Raw genomic sequence first — 15,694 nt, 5'->3', positions numbered from 1 at the left:
CGGCAAGCCGGTTTCCGTCGATCCTGATAGGAAGCCCCTCCGGATGATTTCATAGGCCCATGCGCTCGCGTCGGACATTCCTATCAAAAAGAGTTGATTCAAGCGGCGCGGAAAGCAACGCGCGCAATCCGGACGCTTTCCTGCGATGACGGTCTTCCTCGCCTTTTTCTGCAACATCGTTTTCAATTTCGCGGTCGGGCTCCTGGTCGCGAAATTCCTCGGGCCCGAGGAATATGGCCGTTTCGCTCTGGCGCATGCGACCGCAATCGCGGTGCAGACCGGCTTTTTCGACTGGATCCGGCTCGGCGCGACGCGTTTCTATTCAGAGCGAATTCGACGCGAAGATCCGGCTTTGCGCGCGACCCTCGATTTCGGCTTCGCCATCATCACTGTCGGTCTGGCGATCGGCGCCTCTCTCCTGATCATGTCCGGCGTGAGCTTCACCTTATCGAATGGGTTGATCGTTCTTGCGCTCGGGGTCGCGGTCACGAATGGGCTCTTCGACTATCATACGGCGCTGGTCCGCGCGCGCTTCCACGACCGTCTGTTCGCCCGCCTCGTCCTGGTCAAGAATGTCCTGGCCTTCGCGCTGATGGGCGGCGGAGCCTTCTGGTTCGGCTCGGCCAAGATGACCCTCATTGGCGGCATCATAAGCCTCAGCGGCGCGGTCGTCACCGCGCGCGCCTCGCTCCGGGATCCGGCCTCCGAGCCTCGTCTTGCGCGGCTTTCGATCGCGCAAGCGCTCATGCGCTACAGCCTTCCAATCGTCGGCGCCAATCTTCTCTACCTCTCGATCCCGCTCGCCAACCGCTCCATCGTCGCGATCCTCTATGGATTTTCCGAAACCGGACAGTTTTCCTTGGCCTATGATTTCGGAACCAAGGCGATCCAGGCGATCGGTTCGGCGCTGGACATCGTCTTGTTTCAAATTGCGGTGGCCATGCATGAATTGCAGGGGTCGACCCAGTCGAGGCAGCAGATTTCCCGCAACATGACGATCGTCATCGCCATGGTCCTGCCGGCCTGCACGGGGCTTTGGCTCACCCTGCCCTCGGTCGAGCAATTGATCGTGCCGCTCCAGTTTCGCGGCCATTTCAGCCTGCTGCTTCCGCTGATGATGACCGGTCTCTTTTGCACGGCCATCATCCAATATGCGATCAATCCAATATTCCAGATAAAGAAGAAAACCGCGGCCCTGATCGCCGCGGCGCTGGTCGCCTGCGTCGTCGATCCGCTCCTCATTCTTTTTCTACCGAGCAACGCCGACGCCTCCAGCCTCGCCATCGCCCAGGCCGGCGCAATGTTGGCCGCGCTCATAGCGCTCATCGGTTTTGCAAGCCTGGAGCGGCCGCAATGGCCGCGCCTGCGCGATCTCGCCGCAATTGCTTTGGCCAATGCCGTCATGTCGGCGGCTCTGCTGCCGATGCGCGACCAGGAGCCCGGCTTCGCGACGCTCGCCGAGCAAATCGCGACCGGCGTGGCGGTCTACGCCATCATCATCATGAGCCTCGACGTCGCCGGATTGCGCGAGATCACGCTTGCGCGCCTGCGGCTCACGGCCGCCCGAATGACCACGCTTTAACTGGCTAACCGCCGCGCTGCATGAGCAGCGTCGCCCAGCCCTCGATATCAAGGCGCTGCGCCAGGGAGACGCCTTGCGCCCGATAGTCCGCGACGACGCCCGGAACATCGCGCGCGAGAAGACCCGAAAGGACGATGTCGGCGCGCGGCGCCGTCAGCCTCGCGATCTGTGGGGAGAGATCGCGCAGCGGCTTAGCGAGAATATTTGCGAAGACGAGATCATATGGCGCGCCTTGGCGCAGCGCGTTATGAGCCGCGCCGCGCGCCTGCGCGGGGCGAACGAAGGCCCCGACTCCATTGCGCTTGGCGTTGGCTGAGGCCGCCGCAACCGAAACAGGATCGATGTCGCCCGCGTGAATTTTTCGCTTGAACAATTTTGCCGCCGCTATGGCGAGAACGCCGGAGCCTGTGCCGAGATCGAGAATGGCGCGCGGCCGGCGCCGCCGCGCGATGCGGTCCAGCATCATGAGGCAGCCGCGCGTCGAACCATGATGGCCGGTCCCGAAGGCGAGCGCGGCCTCGATTTCGATGCCGATGTCATTGCCCTGCACCGCGTCGCGGCCATGCGACCCATGCAGGATGAAACGACCGGCGCGCACAGCCTGCAACCCTTCGAGGGAGGCGGCGACCCAGTCGCATTCATCGACGCGGCCGAAACTCGCCGCCTCCGCCGCCGCGAGTCCCGCCGCCGCGGCGACGAGGGCGCGAATATTCTCCTCGTCCGGCGGCGAGCCGAAATAGGCTTCGACGATCCAGGGGCCGCCGCTCCAGTCCTTGACGTTGGGCGTCTCCTCGAAAGCGGCGGCGGCGGTCTCGGCCGGATCGAAGGTCTCGACGATAATGTCGGCGATCTTGCGCGCGGTCGCCTCGTCGCAAGTGAGACGCATCACATGAGCGGCATTATTGGGCGGCAGGCCTTCTAGCATGACCGCGCCGGTAACACGCCGCGCGCAAAACGGCAATGAGGCGGGGGAGTGCGCCAGTTTTTTTGCGCCGCCGCGTATGAAACAAAGCGGACATTTGTCAATGAAGCCACCGGTGTGCACGAACACAGCCAATTCCGGTCAGGAAGCCGCAGATTACCCACAACTATGCAGATCAGTTCGTCGCTTGTCACTTGACACCCCGCCGACGAATCGCAAGCTATGTACCGACATGCCTCCAACGCGACAAGGAAACGTAAGAAGGAGACCTTCTTTCGGGTACAAATGGCGCTCATAAGACCACGTCTTACAGATTATCATGGCATATTGCTGCCCCAGGCTGCGCTAGACTTTGCCATTCCATTTTTCGATGAAGATATTCCTCTCTATGTCGATCCCTTTATGCTGTGGCGATCGCCGTCCTATCAGGATCAAGCGCTACACACGAGCTTGATTAACGCCTTCAATCACTTGGGGCACCTCGTCGCCAAAGGCGAGGAACAATTGGCTATTGTGACCCTAATCGCTGCCTCTGAGTGCGATGAAGTTGGGCTAGGAACCTCGGCGACCCGGCATGGTAAGCGCATAGGCGAAAGCAAGGCGAGGGAGATTGTGGCTCTCTTCAAAAGTATTCCGCACTACGCACAAGCGGGCTTTCGACACTTTGAAGAAGTCCAATTCTTTGTCGATGGATTCTCGAAGGATCGCATCAGTGACATTAGCTGCAGCTTCCTGAAATCGTTCCTGATCGATTTCACCATTCAACAATGTGATAAGCTCGGCATTCCCAGGCATGCGTCCGACATAGCGAATGTCTACGACTACCGCAAAAACGCGTTTGAGACGCAACCAGGCATAGAACTCCCTATTAATCCAAACGATGGAAGGCCCATTGTTTTCGTTCCAAAGAGATGGCTCAGGTTCGTGCCTTGGCTGAGCTACGACGACTATTTTGAACACTATTGTCCGCAGGACGAAGTATCGCACAAGCCGGAAGAACTGACCCGCGTTGAGATACTAGAATACAACCGGAATCATTACGGTGTCGTCGAGGAGTATATCAAGGCGAAAGAACGCACCTTCGAGGACTGTCACAACGATCCGCTTTTTTCGCAGATACCGGTTACGTCCGCGAAGCGAAAACTCGGGCTCATCACGAAGCTCCCGACAGGCAAGAATGACGGATCGGATAGGAAATATGAGGAGGCGCTTGGGCAGCTCTTGCCTTCGCTGCTCTACCCCAAGCTTGATTTCGCGCAGGAGCAGGCGCGCACTGACAGCGGAGTCAATATTCGAGACCTGATCTTTTATAATACCGGTGTCACCCCGTTTTTAAATGACATGTACAAGAGTTACGGCTCGCGCCAAATCACCGTGGAGCTAAAGAACGTCGCAGCAATTGAACGTCTGCATGTGGATCAGCTGAATAGGTACTTGGCGGACGAACTCGGCAGATTTGGTCTTTTCATTACAAGGAATCCACTCAAAAAAGCTGAGCTACGGCGAGTCATTGATTTGTGGTCTGGACAGAGAAAGGCGATCATCACCCTTTCAGATACCGACCTCGCCCAGATGGTCGAATTGTTTGAGAGCAAACAACGCGACCCGCTGGACGTTATCGTGAAAAAATACTCAGAATTTAGAGCGCTTTGTCCTTGAGAGGTAAGAATGAAAACCAAGGAAGAAGTAGAAAATCTCGAGAAGCTGATTGGGCAACTGCAAGGACTGCATTCTGAAATCTCGCAACTGGCGAAGAAGTCTCCTAACGATGGGCTAAACTTATTCAAGCTAAAACTTGTTAATAAGGTCTTGGAAAGCGGAAACGGAATTCTTACGGGCCGTTATAGACCTTTCGATGATTTCAATCAGTTTGAGCAGGATGCCCTCCCCACGAACAGTGACGTGACCATGATTCTGACGCAGTACATGGAGCAGGCGGAACGTTTCAGGTCAGACAACGTGCAGAATCACGACTACGAGTGGCGCTACGTCGTCAATGGTGCTCCTAGCAACATACAAGCCCGCGCTCCCACACGAGTAGGTGCCGAAAAGAAATGAGCGAATTCGAGTTCGAGCACATCACAACGAAAGGTGCGGTGGAGACTTACCAGTCCAGTACACCCATTTTCAAGGGCATCCTTCAGGAGGTCAGGGGGCTATCAAAGAAGAAGCCTGAGGCCACGATGAGCGCTAGCAAAGTGAAAATCGTGAACCGAGTGCTCGCAGATCTTTTGACCATTTTGAAAGATGAACCCGCAGGCAAATATCTCGATGTACTTGATGACGAAGCGCTGCCTCAGATGAGCGACGCCGTACTCACGATGGTGCAATTTGAAACTGCGCTCAGCGCGTTCTATTCCCGCTATCACCAATACATAAGCGTTACCAGGAAGAGCTATTGGATAACTGAGGAGTTGCTCGCAGAATGGGATAAAGAGGCAGAGGAAGTATGGGAGGAAGAAGGGGAGCCCGCCTCCGATAAAAATGAGGATGATGTCTAGGTATAGTGTAGAGGGACGACCGCGCTGGAGCCAACTTGAGCACAATCAGAGTTATGTCCGCAAATGGCGCAACGCGGTCCAAAAGCGAACCTCCCGAGCGCGCGGCATTTCGAATCGACCTACGACCTGCGGCGGCTTGCAGTCCCATCTGAGCCAATTATGCTGATCGCCATGCTTTGCGCCCCATCTTGTCCGAGCCTCGGCTGCGCGCTCGCGGTCCTTGCCCTCATCTGCGCCCCTGCCCGCGCGGATGAGCCGGCGGCGGCGCCATCGCCGAATGACCGGGAAGCCATTGTGCAAGCCTATGGCGAGCGCCACGCCGATTGCCTCGAATGGACGGATTCCTGCACCATCTGCCGGGGGCTAGAGAGCGCCGAGGCCGCCTGCTCCACGCCGGGCGTCGCGTGCCAACCCCGCGACATCGTCTGCAGCGTGAAGCGAGAAAGCAGCGCATCGTCGCCGCAGACAAAGTGACGAATCCATGAGGCGCTAAACCAGGTAGTACAAACTTACCTCACGGTTCTCGGTCGTGTCGGCTTGCCGGCAGTGTTCGCAGACGTTGGCCTCACCCAGGAGTTCATAGGCGCGGCGCACCGCTTTCAGCGTGGCGGAATCGACGTCGTCGCCCTCTTCCGGGAAGATATAGTCGGCCGGATACCAATCCTTGAAATGCAGGCTCCTGATCGCCGCCAGAAGGTCGGGCCTGACGCCCGCGAGCAAGACCGTGATCCCGAGCTTGTCCGCGTCGCGTAGGAAGTGCTCCAATCGTTCGAGGCCGACGGCGTCAGGGTTGCGCACGCGCTTGAGCCGCAGCACGATGTGGCGGATCCCTTGCGCGATGGCCCGCCGCCTCAGATCATCGAGATAGCGGTCGAGTTCAGGGGCCGCGCCGAAGAAAAGCTCGCCTTCGAGATCGAACAGGATTGTCGCCGTGCAGGGCGGATCGGTCGGCAGGCGCTCGCGGACCACGCGTTCGGGGCTGACGACCAATTCGGCGGCCTTCAGCTTCGACGCGCGCGGCACGAAAAGCAGGATCGACAAGCCGACGCCGACAAGGATCGAATATTCGACCCCGATGAAAATGGCGGTCAAGGCGGTGATGAGGACAAGCCAGGCGTCATAGTTTGAGGCGCGAAAGGCGTAGCGCAGACGCGGCGCGTCGATCAGCCTCGCGGCGGTGATCACAAGCAAGCCGGCCAGGGCCGCCCTTGGTATGAAGCGAGTCAAGGGCGCCAAGATCAGGACCGCCGCAGCCACCGCCAATGCCGTTATAATGCCCGACATCCGCGTCGCTGCGCCAGCCTGGAAATTGATCGCCGAACGCGACAGCGAGCCCGAGCCGGGCAGGCAGCGGAAAAATCCGCCGATGAGATTGGCTATCCCCTCCGCAAGGCATTGGCGATTATAGTCGAGCGGCTGGCGCGTATGGCTGGCGATGGATTTGGCGATGGCCAGCGCCTCGAGCAGGCCGAGGAAGGCGATCGCCAAGGCGCTCGAGGAAAGCTCCGCGATCCAGCTGAACTTGATCTCCGGAATATGCGGCGAAGGCAGACTCGCGGGCACCGATCCGGCGATTGCGATCGCTGTCTTGCCGCTCTCGTCCGGCTGGGTCCAGCCGAGCAGGAAAACGGCGCCTGCGACGATCACGAGAACCGCAAGCATGTCCATTTGCGGCAGCTTGAACGCGCGAACCAGCCTGCGAAGCAAGAGAGCGAGCGCAATGGTCGCCGCGCTGACGCCGATCGCCTTGATGTTGAAGGGATCGCCCTGCGTGAGCGTCAGCCATAGACGATGCAGGATGTCCTGATGGCCTGTCCCGCGTTCGCGAACGCCGAGCAGATTGGCGATCTGGCCGATCCCCAGCAGGAGGGAGGCGCCGACCATGAAGCCGAGGATGACGGATTCCGAGATGTAGCGCGTCAGGTCGCCAAGCCTGAAAACAGCGATGAAAATCTGGATGGATCCGACCATGACCCCGAGAAGGAACATGGCTTCAGCGGCTTCGATGCGGGCGTCGGGATCGAAGAACGCCAGGGCGCTGAACACCACGAGCGAAATCGCGCTGGTCGGCCCATTGATCAGATGCGAAGAGGACCCGAATATGGAGGCGATCGCGGTCACGACAATAGCGGAGTAAAGCCCAAAACGCGGGTCGACTCCGGCCAGAAGCGCGTAGGCCATTCCCTGTGGAAGCGAGATCGCGGCGACGGTCAGTCCCGCGAGAAGATCCTTGCGGGCCTCGCTCCAGCGGTAATTCAAGTTCAAGCCGGCGAAACGGCCTGTCGCGCTTGGAGCGAGCATGATCTCTTGTCCTCGGGCCGCGTGAGAGTCTCTTTACGGCGTGGCGAATAAATGAGGTTTCGGCTTGTAAACCGCGTCGATGACGCCGTTGTCGGCGAAAAATTTTTGCTGCGCATCGTCCCAATCCTTGGCGACGACAGTCACCGGAAAAAGGTCAAGCTTCGGTAGGCGGTCGGCGTATTTTTGCAGGACTTCCGCATTGATCGGCCGGAAGCCGAATTTGGCGATTGTTTCCTGGGCCTCATCGGTGAAGAGAAATTCGAGATAGGCTTTCGCCGCCGCCTCGGTCTTGTCGCGCGCGACATTGGCGTCGACCCAGGCGACAGTGGGCTCAGCGAGAATGCTCGTTGGCGGATAGACGATTTCGAGCTCGCCTTTCGACTCCGCCGCCTCGCGCAAGGCCTCGTCCTCCCAGGTCAGATGAACGTCGCCGATCTTTTCCACCGCAAAAGTGATAGCCGCCCCGCGCGCGCCGGCGTCCAGCACCGACGTATGCTCATAAAAAGCCTTCAGATAGTCGCGCGCCTCCGCCTCGCTTGCGCCGCGCCGGATCGCCGCGCCCCAAGCGGCGAGCGCGCTCAACTTGCCATTGCCGGAGCTTTTCGGATCGGGCGTGATGATTGAGACATCCGGCTCGATCAGATCGGGCCAATCGTGAATGCGTCGGGGGTTGCCCTTGCGAACGACGAAGACAATGGTGGAGAAATAGGGCTGGGAATTATGCGGCAGGCGGTTCGACCAGCCGTCCGCAATAAGGCCGCGTTTGCGCAGCGCATCGACATCGGAAAATAAGCCAAGCGTCACCACATCGGCCTGTTGCTCTCCATCGATCACCGACCTCGCCTGCCTCGAAGAGCCTCCATGCGATTGCTTGATCCGCAGACCCCTGCCGGTCGCCTGCTCGTATTTCGCAGTGAACTGCTCGTTCAGGCTGGCGTAAAGCTCGCGCGTCGGATCATATGAAACATTCAGCAATTGGTTCGAGCCGTCGGCGTCGAGATTCTTGACGGCGATGAGGGCGACAGCAATCGCAACGGCGATGACGGCCGCCAAATTGGTCCAGGGGATCTTGGCGAGACTCGAGAGGGCGGATGCCTTGCTCATCGGGGCCATGGACCGACACGCGTGATCTGCATTGAGACCGCCGAAATTGTATATAAGTTTTATCAACTATATATACGGGCACCGGGGCGTCAAGCAAATGTCATTCGCTGAACCCAATTGGCATGGGTTTCGCCGCGCGCCATCAGACGAAGAGGAAAAACCGGTGAAGCTCGTGATTTTCGACATAGATGGGACTCTCGTCGACAGTCAGGACTTTCTCCTGGAAGCGCAGCGCCGCGCTTTCGCTGCGCATCAGATCGAGCCTCCAAGCCGCCAAAGATCGCTCTCGATCGTCGGCCTCTCACTGAACGAAGCCTTCGCGGTTCTTACCCATGAAAAGGGACCCGTTGAAAGTCTGGCGCAAGCCTATCGCGACGCTTGGGCTTTGATGCGCGACGATCCCGCCTTCGACGATCCTCTTTATCCGGGCGCGTCCGAAACGGTCGCGGCGCTCGCCGGGCGCGACAATCTATTGCTCGGGATCGCCACCGGAAAGTCTCGCCGGGGCGTCGCCCATCTTCTCGATCGCCGTGGCTGGAGCGATTGGTTTTCCACGGTGCAGACATCGGACGAACATCCTTCGAAGCCTGCGCCCGACATGATCTTCACCGCCCTGGCCGAAACCGGCGCATCGCCCGCCGCGACCTATATGATCGGCGACACAACTTATGATATTGCGATGGCCCGCGCCGCCGGCGTTCATCCAATCGGCGTCGCCTGGGGCTATCATCCGCCCGCCGAGCTGCATGAGGCTGGCGCCGAGCGGATCATTGCGGACTTTGAAGAATTATTGCATCTCATCGAGGGATGAGCTTTTCCACTCTATCGGATGATGCGAGCTCAAAGACGAAATAAGGTCACGCTTTGCCGGGGCCACGGCTGACTCGGCCAGACGCAGCAGCGTCGGAAAATTCCATGAAGATTGGCGCGCCCGCGCCGGAAAGAACCATGAGCGACGACCCCTTAGACGCCCTCTTGAATGAGATGGCCCCAAGAGACGGCGAGCCGATCGACCCGGCGGCCATGGCGCGGCGCGATCTTCAGAAAGCCTTGCCCAAACGTTTCTACAAAGAGGCGACGGCGCAGGCGCAGAACGGGGCTTTTGTTCTGCTTCTCGACGGCCGCGGCGCCAAGACGCCGGCGAGGAACAAGCTGGCCCTGCCGACATTGGCGGCGGCGGAGGCGGTTGCGGCCGAATGGGCAGGTCAGGACGACGTCATCGATCCGCTGGCCATGCCTTTGACGCGGATCGTCAATTCGACGATCGATGGCGTCGCCCGCGAGATGGGCGCCACCGCCGATGAAATCGCCAAATTCGCCGGCTCCGATCTCGTTTGCTATCGCGCAGGCGAGCCGGAAGCGCTCGTGCGCGCGCAAGCCGCCGCCTGGGACCCGGTTCTCGATTTCGCGCGGGAAAGATTGGGCGCGCGTTTCATATGCGCCGAAGGCGTGATCTTCGTCGAGCAGCCCGAGCCCGCGCGTCGCGCCCTCAAGGAAGCGGTCGGGCGCGTCGCCCAAGGCGGGCCGGCCGCGCCCTTCGCGCTTGCCGCGCTTCATGTAATGACGACGCTCACAGGCTCCGCCTTGATCGCATTAGCGGTCGCGCATGGCGAATTGACGCCGGAGGACGCCTGGGCCGCGGCGCATGTCGACGAGGATTTCCAGATGCGGATATGGGGCGCCGACGAAGAGGCGCTGCGACGGCGAGCGCGGCGATGGAAAGAGATGGAGGCGGCGGCGATGCTTTGGGGACTCGTGGCCTAAGGGCTCCATACTCCAGAGCCGCCCGCTTGTAGGTTTTTCGCGAGCGTAATTGTCAGTGCGCCTAAGCCTCGGTCGCAGGGACCGAAATATATTTGAAGTAAAGGCGCAAGCAGAGCGGAAACAAGACCGACCCTCCCGCGTTAACTGGCTGAGCGAAGGCGCGACAAGGCCGACCCGCAGGTCGATCGAACGGCCATGATCATTGCCGGAGCTTCGCGCCGGATAGACGCGCGAAATAGTTCTCTTAAGCATCGGCATCATCGGGATTAGGGGGTCTCCATGCAACAGCAATTTGACGTCTTTGTCGCTCAAGCGCCGAGCGACCTCACCACCCATTGGGGCTGGCTTGTGGCGCTTGGAGTGAGCCTCGCCGTGCTTGGGGCCGTGGCTATCTTGTGGGCCAGGACTGCAACTCTGTTTTCCATGGTGTTTCTTGGCGCGCTGCTCCTGGCCATAGCCTTCATTGTCTTCATCTTCGCGTTTTCGCTTGCTGGCTATTGGACCGCCTTTTTCATCCATGTGTTGTGGGCGATTCTACTTGCAATCATCGGCTTCATCCTGGTGACCCGGCCGGTGGTCAGCGCCGAAGCCATTACGCTTGTCGTCGCCTTCTATTTCCTAGTCACCGGCGTCGTCGCCATCGGCTTCGCCCTATCGTCCCACATCCAAGGCCAATGGCTCTATGTTTTCGACGGCTTGGTGAGCGTGGGGCTCGGCGGGCTTCTTCTCGCCGGCTGGCCCGTCACCGGCCTGTGGGCGATTGGGCTTTTCATCGGGATAGATCTCATCCTGAGGGGTAGCGCGATCGTGGCTTTGGGCTTGAGCCTTCGCGGAATCGCCTGACGGATTTCTGTCTCTGTCGCGATCATTCTTGCGTCTGGCGGCCGATGCGCCCGAGGTGAGTGGAGCCGAAGCCGTCGTCGTATTTCAACCCATAGCCGAGCGCGCGGTCAACGCCGATATGCGCGCTCCAGATGAGCGCGATCGCCATGCCCATCGGCGCCGCCAGCGCGGCCGTGCCGCCAAAGAGGACGACGGCACCAAGATAAGTGTGCACAGCGTTGTAGGCGAGGGCGCCGCGACGCGGTCCCGCGAGATAGCCGAGCATCGACAGATCGGGCGTGAGGATCAACGCCGCGAAAAGCAGCCAGGATGCGCCGCTCCAGGCGAAAGCCGCGATCGAGGCGAGCGCTACGGCAAGCCCTTCGGCCCGCAACAAAAGACGCGGCGCGCCGTTTACGGAACTCGGATCCTTAATGATCATAAGTTGAATCCTTTTCTAGGCGAATTTCTCAGCGTTGGCGATTCGAGGGTTCATGAACTAAAACTTGTCACCATGTCGCGCGTTTGGAGCCGCGACGGTGGGGGTTCCCTTATGGAAAATTTCTTAATCAAAGTCATGCGAGCCGCTATTTCTTTTGGGATGATCACCTTTCCAGTTGTTGGTTTTATTTTCGGTTACTATAAAATTGGTGGTTATGGCTATGGATATGGCATTAACAACTTAGACTTACTAGGATTAATTATCTATACGATTGGCGGAGCGATTGGCGGATTTATTGCCGCAACGATAGCTTTTGGCCCTATCGCAATCTTGCTAAAAATTGAACAGAATACACGCCCACCAGCGGCGGCCCACGATGCGGACTTGGATTTTGTACCAGCCGGTAGAACAGAACCCAATTTCTCGATCCATCCATCTGAGCAGGGCCGATGAAACATATTCTGAAACAGCTCGACGAGCGGCGCGCCGAGGCTCGCCGCGGCGGCGGCGAGCAGCGAATCGAGGCTCAGCACAATCGTGGCAAGCTCACCGCCCGCGAGCGAATCGAGCTTCTGCTCGATCACGGCTCGTTCGAAGAATTCGACATGTTCGTGCAGCACCGCGCGACCGATTTCGGGATGGACAAGCAACATGCGCCGGGCGACGGCGTAGTGACCGGCTGGGGCACGGTCAATGGCCGAACGGTCTTCGTCTACGCCAAGGATTTTACCGTCTTCGGCGGCTCGCTCTCCGAGACTCACGCCGGGAAAATCACCAAGGTGCAGGACATGGCTCTGCGCAATCGAGCGCCGATCATCGGCCTTTTCGATTCCGGCGGCGCCCGCATCCAGGAAGGGGTCGCGGCTCTCGGCGGCTATGGCGAGGTTTTCCAGCGCAATGTCCTGTCCTCCGGGGTCATTCCGCAGATTTCCGTGATCATGGGTCCCTGCGCCGGCGGCGACGTCTATTCCCCGGCCATGACGGATTTCATCTTCATGGTGCGCAATACGAGCTATATGTTCGTGACGGGCCCTGATGTCGTCAAGACCGTCACCAACGAGACGGTCAGCGCTGAAGAGCTGGGCGGCGCATCGATCCACACGGTGAAAAGCGCGATCGCCGATCGCGCCTATGACAATGACGTCGAAGCGCTTTTGCAAATGCGCCGCCTCATCGATTTCCTGCCGTCGTCCAACACGGACGACGTTCCGGAATGGCCGAGCTTCGACGATTCCGAACGGATCGACGCCTCGCTCGACACGCTGGCCCCGGAGAATCCCAACAAGCCTTACGATATAAAGGAGCTCATCGCGAAGACGGTGGACGAAGGCGACTTTTTCGAAATCCAGGAGGCCTTTGCACGCAATATCGTGACCGGCTTCGGCCGCATGGACGGCCGAACGGTCGGCTTCGTCGCCAATCAGCCGCTGGTCCTAGCCGGCGTGCTCGATTCCGACGCCTCACGCAAGGGCGCGCGCTTCGTGCGGTTCTGCGATTGCTTCAACATTCCGATCGTCAGCTTCGTCGACGTGCCGGGATTTCTTCCGGGCGTCGCGCAGGAATATGGCGGGCTCATCAAGCATGGCGCCAAGCTGCTCTTCGCCTATGCCGAGGCCACCGTGCCGAAGGTGACGGTCATCACGCGCAAGGCCTATGGCGGCGCCTATGACGTGATGGCCTCAAAGCATTTGCGCGGCGACATTAATTTCGCCTGGCCGACGGCGCAGATCGCGGTCATGGGCGCCAAGGGCGCCGTCGAGATCATCTTCCGGCAGGACATGGATGATCCCGAGAAGATCGCCGCGCGAACGCGCGAATATGAGACCCGCTTCCTGTCGCCTTTCGTCGCGGCGGAGCGCGGCTACATAGACGAAATCATCATGCCGCATTCAACCCGCAAGCGCATCGTCAGGGCGCTTTCCATGCTCCGCCATAAGGAGCTCGCAAATCCCTGGAAGAAGCACGACAATATTCCTCTGTAATCCTTCGAGCGCCCGCGAGTTCGCCCTCAGAACCGCTGCGTCAATCCAGCCAGGAGCGTGCGGCGAATCCCATATTGCGGCGCGCCGACGCCGACGCCTGTGCCGTCCCGTATTTCATAGACCGCATCGCCGACATTCAACACATCGAAACGCAGCTCTGTCCCCTGCCCGACCCCCAGATCCAATTTCTGTATGACGCTCGCATTGACGACGGCATAGGCGGGCAGCGAGGCGCCGTTCGGCACGGTCGGAGTGCTGGCGCGCAGGCCGCTTTGCGCCAGCAAGTCCACCGACAGCTTGGTCGGATATTTGGTCCCGCGATTGAACGTGTAGGCAACGCCGGCTGATCCAGTCCAGGTCTGGTCATGGTCGAGATGGATATAGTTCTGCGCGATATAGGCGAGTTCATCCGGCTCAAAGTCGAACTGCGACGACACGATGTTGACGCCCATCGCGCGGGAATAGGCGAGATTGCCATAGGCCGACCAAGGCCCGTCGTCGTAGCTGATGGTGAACTCCGCGCCAGCGATGCGAGCGCTCGCGTAATTGAACGCCGACAGGATGATGGGGGCGCCGAACTGACCTTCGTCGATCAAATTTTTCGCCAATTTGTAGTAGCTGTCGAGACCAATGGTCAGGCCAGGAATGACGACCTGACTGACGCCGACATCGAAGTAATTCGAGCGCTCCGCCTTGACCGTCGAATCCTGCAGGACGGTTGGCGCCGCCGTCGGGTTGGCGAGCAGGCTGATTGTGGTCGGCGAGACAAGTTCGAAAGGCGGCGGGACGAAATAGCGCGAATAGCCGGCATGAATTGTTGTGGTCTCGGTCGGCTTCCAGACAAGATTGACGCGTGGGCTGAGCTGGCTCTCTTGCGTATATTCGTCGACTGCATCAAAACGTAGACCATAGTTCAGCGTGAGCGCCGGCAAGAAGCGCCATTCATCCTGTAGATAGAGCCCGTAGAGACAGCCGGTCCTGCCGCCATTGTCGACAACGCCGAACGGCTGATTCGACGTTTGCGCGCCCGTAGCATCGACCGGCAGCACATAGGATGTGGTGTTGTATGCCGTGCGCTCCACTTGCCCGAGGAATCCGCCGCGCAATGTGTGACTGTCATTGACGCGCCAGCTTCCGTCGGCCTGGACTCCGCCGGCGATATTGGAGCGCCGCGCATAGGGCGCGACGCCATTGAACAACAGATCGCCGAGCGGATCGGGAGTGAAGGACAACGCGCTGTTGCGGACGAAGGCGGAGATCTGCAGATTGATGTCGCCAACGTGCTTCTGCAGCGAAAGAATGCCGAATTGCGTCGCCTCTGTCTGATTTTCATTGAGCAGATTGCTATTGAATCCGGTCGCGCCGTTCACATTCAAGCCAAGCGACGGCGATTGGCCCGGATTATTCGGAATTTGAAATTTGCCGTCGAACGCGCCGCCGATCACGCTCACCCGCGTATCGGGATCGATAATCCCGGACATATAGGCGAAGCCGTGGAGCTGCTGCGTCGCATCGTGAATCGCGTTGAAGCTCGCAGCGGGATTTTCAATGCCGCGGTCGTTGTGCAAGAGGTCGCCGGTGAAGAACCAGTCAACAGGGCCGTTGCGCCCGCCAAATTCGAAGCTTGGCTGCAGCCAGCCGAATCCGCCGCCATACATCGAATAGGCAAGGCCCGGATTGGTGACGCCTGTCTTCGTTTGGATATCCAGGACGCCAGCAGTCTGAAACCCGTATTGCGCGGGCAAAGCGCCGGTCAACAATGACATGCTATTGGCGAAACGCGTTTGCAGGGCCTGGCCGAAGACCGACAGGCCCTCTGGCAATTGAACCCCATTGATGCGGAACTGCACATTGGCGTGCTCGCCGCGCAGGTGGACCTGGCCGAAACTGTCTTGCGCGACTCCTGGCGCTTGGAGAAGCACCTGATTCAAAGGCGCATTCCCGCCTTGTGATATGTTCTGCAAAGCCTCCGGACTGAAATTATACGTGCTGGCGCCAAGGCTCGGCTGGATTTGCAGCCTGGCCGCATCGAGCTCATTGGAGATGACCTCCACAGTATCGAGCGTGATCGGCGCGGTTCCCGCATCCTCCGAATTTTCGGGCGCGGGCGCGGGACCAGCCGCGTCGGCCGGTCCGGGGGCGAGGGCGAGGGCGAGGGCGAGAGCCATGAAACCCGCTTTCAACATCATGCGCCGGGCAAACCGCATGGAAAACCCCTCCTTGAGCCGACTCCGGCGCTGCCTTCGATCGGCGCAGCCCCTCATTTCTGAAATG

The 15,694-nt window shown here is 59.5% G+C and carries 15 protein-coding genes; 10 read left to right on the top strand and 5 right to left on the bottom strand.

Features of this window, described 5'->3' with window-relative positions; all coding sequences use genetic code 11:
• Positions 1-145: 145 nt before the first annotated feature.
• Positions 146-1,582, top strand: a complete 1,437-nt coding sequence (locus RZS28_RS14580; RefSeq protein WP_407338462.1) for a lipopolysaccharide biosynthesis protein — start codon at positions 146-148, stop codon at positions 1,580-1,582.
• A gap of 4 nt (positions 1,583-1,586) precedes the next feature.
• Here the strand turns inward: RZS28_RS14580 and RZS28_RS14575 are convergent, their stop codons facing one another.
• On the bottom strand, positions 1,587-2,507 hold the full coding sequence (locus tag RZS28_RS14575; protein ID WP_407338461.1) for a 50S ribosomal protein L11 methyltransferase: 921 nt from the start codon (positions 2,505-2,507) through the stop codon (positions 1,587-1,589).
• 219 nt (positions 2,508-2,726) lie between these two features.
• Between RZS28_RS14575 and RZS28_RS14570 the strand changes: the two genes are divergently transcribed.
• The 4 genes from RZS28_RS14570 (at position 2,727) to RZS28_RS14555 (ending at position 5,479) form a co-directional block, all read left to right on the top strand.
• Positions 2,727-4,163, top strand: a complete 1,437-nt coding sequence (locus RZS28_RS14570; protein ID WP_407338460.1) for a hypothetical protein — start codon at positions 2,727-2,729, stop codon at positions 4,161-4,163.
• A 9-nt stretch (positions 4,164-4,172) separates the two neighbouring features.
• Positions 4,173-4,562, top strand: coding sequence for a hypothetical protein (locus RZS28_RS14565; protein WP_407338459.1), 390 nt, complete (start codon positions 4,173-4,175; stop codon positions 4,560-4,562).
• The gene (locus tag RZS28_RS14560; RefSeq protein WP_407338458.1) at positions 4,559-5,005 is read left to right on the top strand and encodes a hypothetical protein; all 447 of its coding nucleotides are present in this window, start codon (positions 4,559-4,561) and stop codon (positions 5,003-5,005) included. Before RZS28_RS14565 ends, RZS28_RS14560 begins: the two co-directional genes overlap by 4 nt.
• A 159-nt stretch (positions 5,006-5,164) precedes the next feature.
• Positions 5,165-5,479 (top strand): hypothetical protein, encoded by a 315-nt coding sequence (locus RZS28_RS14555; RefSeq protein ID WP_407338457.1) that lies wholly within the window; start codon positions 5,165-5,167, stop codon positions 5,477-5,479.
• Positions 5,480-5,494: 15 nt separating this feature from the next.
• Here RZS28_RS14555 and RZS28_RS14550 read toward each other — a convergent pair whose 3' ends face one another.
• Both RZS28_RS14550 and RZS28_RS14545 read right to left on the bottom strand, forming a co-directional pair.
• Positions 5,495-7,306 (bottom strand): SulP family inorganic anion transporter, encoded by a 1,812-nt coding sequence (locus RZS28_RS14550; RefSeq protein ID WP_407338456.1) that lies wholly within the window; start codon positions 7,304-7,306, stop codon positions 5,495-5,497.
• Positions 7,307-7,339: 33 nt separating this feature from the next.
• Positions 7,340-8,410 carry a sulfate ABC transporter substrate-binding protein gene (locus tag RZS28_RS14545; RefSeq protein WP_407338455.1) on the bottom strand — a complete coding sequence of 357 codons (1,071 nt, stop codon included), beginning with the start codon at positions 8,408-8,410 and terminating at the stop codon, positions 7,340-7,342.
• Positions 8,411-8,507: 97 nt separating this feature from the next.
• On the opposite strand from RZS28_RS14545, the gene RZS28_RS14540 reads away from it, so the two are divergent.
• The 3 genes from RZS28_RS14540 (at position 8,508) to RZS28_RS14530 (ending at position 11,017) form a co-directional block, all read left to right on the top strand.
• Positions 8,508-9,221 carry an HAD-IA family hydrolase gene (locus tag RZS28_RS14540; RefSeq protein WP_407338454.1) on the top strand — a complete coding sequence of 238 codons (714 nt, stop codon included), beginning with the start codon at positions 8,508-8,510 and terminating at the stop codon, positions 9,219-9,221.
• A 137-nt stretch (positions 9,222-9,358) separates the two neighbouring features.
• Positions 9,359-10,174, top strand: coding sequence for an ATP12 family chaperone protein (locus RZS28_RS14535; protein WP_407338453.1), 816 nt, complete (start codon positions 9,359-9,361; stop codon positions 10,172-10,174).
• Positions 10,175-10,453: 279 nt separating this feature from the next.
• On the top strand, positions 10,454-11,017 hold the full coding sequence (locus RZS28_RS14530; RefSeq protein ID WP_407338452.1) for an HdeD family acid-resistance protein: 564 nt from the start codon (positions 10,454-10,456) through the stop codon (positions 11,015-11,017).
• Between the two features lie 22 nt (positions 11,018-11,039).
• On the opposite strand, the gene RZS28_RS14525 is transcribed toward RZS28_RS14530, so the two are convergent.
• Positions 11,040-11,438, bottom strand: coding sequence for a DUF4260 domain-containing protein (locus RZS28_RS14525; protein WP_407338451.1), 399 nt, complete (start codon positions 11,436-11,438; stop codon positions 11,040-11,042).
• A gap of 111 nt (positions 11,439-11,549) precedes the next feature.
• Here RZS28_RS14525 and RZS28_RS14520 point away from each other — a divergent pair, with 111 nt between their 5' ends.
• Together RZS28_RS14520 and RZS28_RS14515 are read left to right on the top strand one after the other, a co-directional pair.
• Positions 11,550-11,891, top strand: a complete 342-nt coding sequence (locus RZS28_RS14520; RefSeq protein WP_407338450.1) for a hypothetical protein — start codon at positions 11,550-11,552, stop codon at positions 11,889-11,891.
• Positions 11,888-13,420, top strand: a complete 1,533-nt coding sequence (locus RZS28_RS14515) for an acyl-CoA carboxylase subunit beta (protein WP_407338449.1) — start codon at positions 11,888-11,890, stop codon at positions 13,418-13,420. Before RZS28_RS14520 ends, RZS28_RS14515 begins: the two co-directional genes overlap by 4 nt.
• A gap of 26 nt (positions 13,421-13,446) precedes the next feature.
• On the opposite strand, the gene RZS28_RS14510 is transcribed toward RZS28_RS14515, so the two are convergent.
• On the bottom strand, positions 13,447-15,627 hold the full coding sequence (locus tag RZS28_RS14510; RefSeq protein WP_407338448.1) for a TonB-dependent receptor: 2,181 nt from the start codon (positions 15,625-15,627) through the stop codon (positions 13,447-13,449).
• Between the last annotated feature and the right edge of the window lie 67 nt (positions 15,628-15,694).

Origin of the sequence: Methylocapsa polymorpha, from assembly GCF_045689225.1 — a bacterium.
GTDB classification, from domain to species: domain Bacteria; phylum Pseudomonadota; class Alphaproteobacteria; order Rhizobiales; family Beijerinckiaceae; genus Methylocapsa; species Methylocapsa polymorpha.
The sequence above is the reverse complement of the archived record's forward strand: the minus strand, read 5'-3'. Positions and strand labels throughout refer to the sequence as shown.